This window comes from Pseudomonas sp. NBRC 111127 (assembly GCF_001320345.1).
Lineage (GTDB): Bacteria > Pseudomonadota > Gammaproteobacteria > Pseudomonadales > Pseudomonadaceae > Aquipseudomonas > Aquipseudomonas juntendi.
Genome location: NZ_BCBD01000267.1, coordinates 1 through 3,324 on the forward strand (window position 1 = coordinate 1; position 3,324 = coordinate 3,324).

Annotated in this window: 4 protein-coding genes; all 4 read left to right on the forward strand. The window is 58.8% G+C overall.

What is annotated here, in order from left to right:
- Positions 1-703: chromosomal replication initiator protein DnaA (gene dnaA, locus APH30_RS26545; RefSeq protein WP_082416266.1), on the forward strand; the 703-nt coding region annotated here is incomplete at its 5' end.
- A 40-nt stretch (positions 704-743) separates the two neighbouring features.
- The gene (gene dnaN, locus APH30_RS26550) at positions 744-1,847 is read left to right on the forward strand and encodes a DNA polymerase III subunit beta (protein ID WP_029886848.1); all 1,104 of its coding nucleotides are present in this window, start codon (positions 744-746) and stop codon (positions 1,845-1,847) included.
- Between the two features lie 15 nt (positions 1,848-1,862).
- The gene (recF, locus tag APH30_RS26555; RefSeq protein WP_054914199.1) at positions 1,863-2,966 is read left to right on the forward strand and encodes a DNA replication/repair protein RecF; all 1,104 of its coding nucleotides are present in this window, start codon (positions 1,863-1,865) and stop codon (positions 2,964-2,966) included.
- A 4-nt stretch (positions 2,967-2,970) separates the two neighbouring features.
- A partial coding sequence (locus APH30_RS26560; RefSeq protein ID WP_256222148.1) for an ATP-binding protein occupies positions 2,971-3,324 on the forward strand: 354 nt, incomplete at its 3' end.

Consider the following 3,324-nt stretch of genomic DNA (forward strand, 5'->3'; position numbering starts at 1 on the left):
TGACGATATCCAGTTCTTTGCCCGCAAGGAGCGCTCCCAGGAAGAATTCTTCCACACCTTCAACGCGCTGCTTGAGGGTGGCCAGCAGGTCATCCTGACCTCCGACCGCTACCCCAAAGAGATCGAAGGCCTGGAAGAGCGCTTGAAGTCGCGCTTTGGCTGGGGCCTCACGGTTGCCGTAGAGCCGCCAGAGCTGGAGACGCGTGTAGCCATCCTCATGAAGAAGGCTGACCAGGCCAAGGTCGAACTGCCGCATGATGCAGCGTTCTTCATCGCCCAGCGTATCCGTTCCAACGTTCGCGAACTGGAAGGTGCGCTGAAGCGGGTGATCGCTCACTCGCATTTCATGGGGCGTGATATCACCATCGAGCTGATCCGCGAATCGCTGAAGGACCTTCTGGCCCTGCAGGACAAGCTGGTCAGTGTGGATAACATTCAGCGTACCGTCGCCGAATACTACAAGATCAAGATCTCCGATTTGCTGTCCAAGCGACGGTCGCGTTCCGTGGCGCGCCCTCGTCAGGTGGCCATGGCGCTGTCCAAAGAGCTGACCAACCACAGCTTGCCGGAAATCGGCGACATGTTTGGCGGGCGCGACCATACGACCGTGCTGCACGCCTGTCGCAAGATCAACGAATTGAAGGAATCCGACGCGGATATCCGCGAGGACTACAAGAACCTGCTGCGAACGCTGACGACCTGATGGCCGTGTGCGCAGCTAATTGAAGGCAAGGGACTAGACCATGCATTTCACCATTCAACGCGAAGCCCTGTTGAAACCCCTGCAACTGGTCGCCGGTGTCGTCGAGCGCCGTCAGACCTTGCCGGTCCTGTCCAACGTGTTGCTGGTCGTGCAAGGCCAGCAACTGTCGTTGACCGGTACCGACCTGGAAGTCGAACTGGTAGGCCGCGTGCAACTGGAAGAGCCGGCTGAGCCTGGCGAGATCACTGTCCCGGCGCGCAAGCTGATGGACATCTGCAAAAGCCTGCCCAATGACGCCCTGATCGATATCAAAGTCGACGAGCAGAAACTGTTGCTCAAGGCCGGCCGTAGCCGTTTCACCTTGTCCACCCTGCCTGCAAACGACTTCCCCACAGTGGAAGAAGGCCCGGGTTCGCTGACCTGCAACCTGGAACAGAGCAAGCTGCGCCGCTTGATCGAGCGCACCAGCTTCGCCATGGCTCAGCAGGATGTGCGCTACTACCTCAACGGCATGCTGCTTGAGGTTTCCCGCAACACCCTGCGTGCAGTGTCTACCGACGGTCACCGCCTGGCCCTGTGCTCCATGACGGCGCCCATCGAGCAAGACGACCGTCACCAGGTCATCGTGCCCCGCAAAGGTATCCTGGAGCTGGCGCGCTTGCTGACCGACCCAGAAGGCATGGTCAGCATCGTGCTCGGCCAGCACCACATTCGCGCGACCACTGGCGAGTTCACCTTTACCTCCAAGCTGGTAGACGGCAAATTCCCCGACTATGAGCGCGTATTGCCCAAAGGCGGCGACAAGGTGGTGGTTGGCGATCGTCAGGCGTTGCGTGAGGCATTCAGCCGTACCGCGATTCTTTCCAACGAGAAGTATCGCGGTATTCGCCTGCAGCTGGCTGCTGGCCAATTGAAGATTCAGGCCAATAACCCCGAGCAGGAAGAGGCGGAAGAAGAAATCAGTGTGGACTACGATGGTAGCTCGCTGGAAATCGGCTTCAACGTCAGCTACCTGCTGGATGTGCTGGGCGTGATGACCACTGAGCAAGTTCGTCTGATCCTGTCTGACTCCAACAGCAGTGCGCTGCTGCAGGAAGCCGGGAATGATGATTCTTCCTACGTTGTCATGCCGATGCGCCTGTAACCTGTAGCAGGCGACATGTCCCTTCGACGTATCATGGTCACCGCGGTGCGCAACCTGCACCCGGTGACGCTCTCACCCTCCCCCCGCATCAATATCCTTTACGGCGCCAACGGCAGTGGCAAGACCAGTGTGCTGGAAGCCGTGCATTTGCTAGGATTAGCGCGCTCATTCCGCAGCACCCGCTTGAACCCGGTCATACAGTACGAACAGGCTGCCTGTACCGTGTTTGGTGAGGTGCAATTGACGGAGGGCGGCACCAGTAACCTCGGTGTGTCCCGCGAGCGCCAGGGGGACTTTACCATTCGCATCGATGGGCAGAACGCCCGTAGCGCTGCGCAGTTGGCAGAGCTGCTGCCGTTGCAGCTCATCAACCCGGACAGCTTTCGGCTGCTGGAGGGCGCACCAAAAATTCGTCGCCAGTTCCTGGATTGGGGAGTGTTCCACGTGGAACCTCGCTTCCTACCCGCTTGGCAACGGCTGCAGAAGGCGCTGCGGCAGCGGAACTCATGGTTGCGGCATGGTACACTTGACCCAGCTTCGCAAGCCGCCTGGGACCGGGAACTGTGCCTGGCCAGTGCGGAAATAGATGAATACCGTCGCAACTATATCAAGGCCTTGAAGCCCGTCTTCGAGCGAACCCTGAGCGAACTGGTCGAGCTGGACGGGTTGACCCTGAGCTACTACCGAGGCTGGGACAAGGACCGGGAACTGCAAGAAGTACTCGCCTCCTCTCTCCTTCGCGATCAGCAAATGGGCCATACCCAAGCCGGTCCGCAGCGCGCTGATCTGCGTCTTCGTCTGGCTGCCAATAATGCAGCCGACATTTTGTCGCGTGGTCAGCAAAAGTTGGTGGTGTGCGCACTGCGCATTGCCCAAGGCCACCTCGTCAGCCAGGCTCGCCGCGGTCACTGTATTTATCTCGTGGATGACTTGCCGTCCGAACTCGACGACCAGCACCGCCGCGCTCTGTGCCGCTTGCTTGAAGAATTACGCTGCCAGGTGTTCATCACCTGTGTAGATCACGAATTACTGAGGGAAGGCTGGCAGACGGAAACGCCAGTTGCTTTGTTCCACGTGGAACAAGGCCGTATCACCCAGACCCACGACCATCGGGAGTGAAGGCATGAGCGAAAATCAAACGTACGACTCCTCCAGCATCAAGGTGCTGAAAGGTTTGGATGCCGTACGCAAGCGTCCCGGCATGTACATTGGCGACACCGATGATGGTAGCGGCCTGCACCACATGGTCTTCGAAGTGGTCGACAACTCGATCGACGAAGCCCTCGCCGGTCACTGCGATGACATCACTGTCATTATTCACCCGGACGAATCCATCAGTGTCCGCGACAACGGCCGCGGCATTCCGGTCGATGTGCATAAAGAAGAAGGTGTTTCCGCCGCTGAGGTCATCATGACCGTCCTGCACGCCGGCGGTAAGTTTGACGATAACTCCTACAAAGTCTCCGGCGGTTTGCAC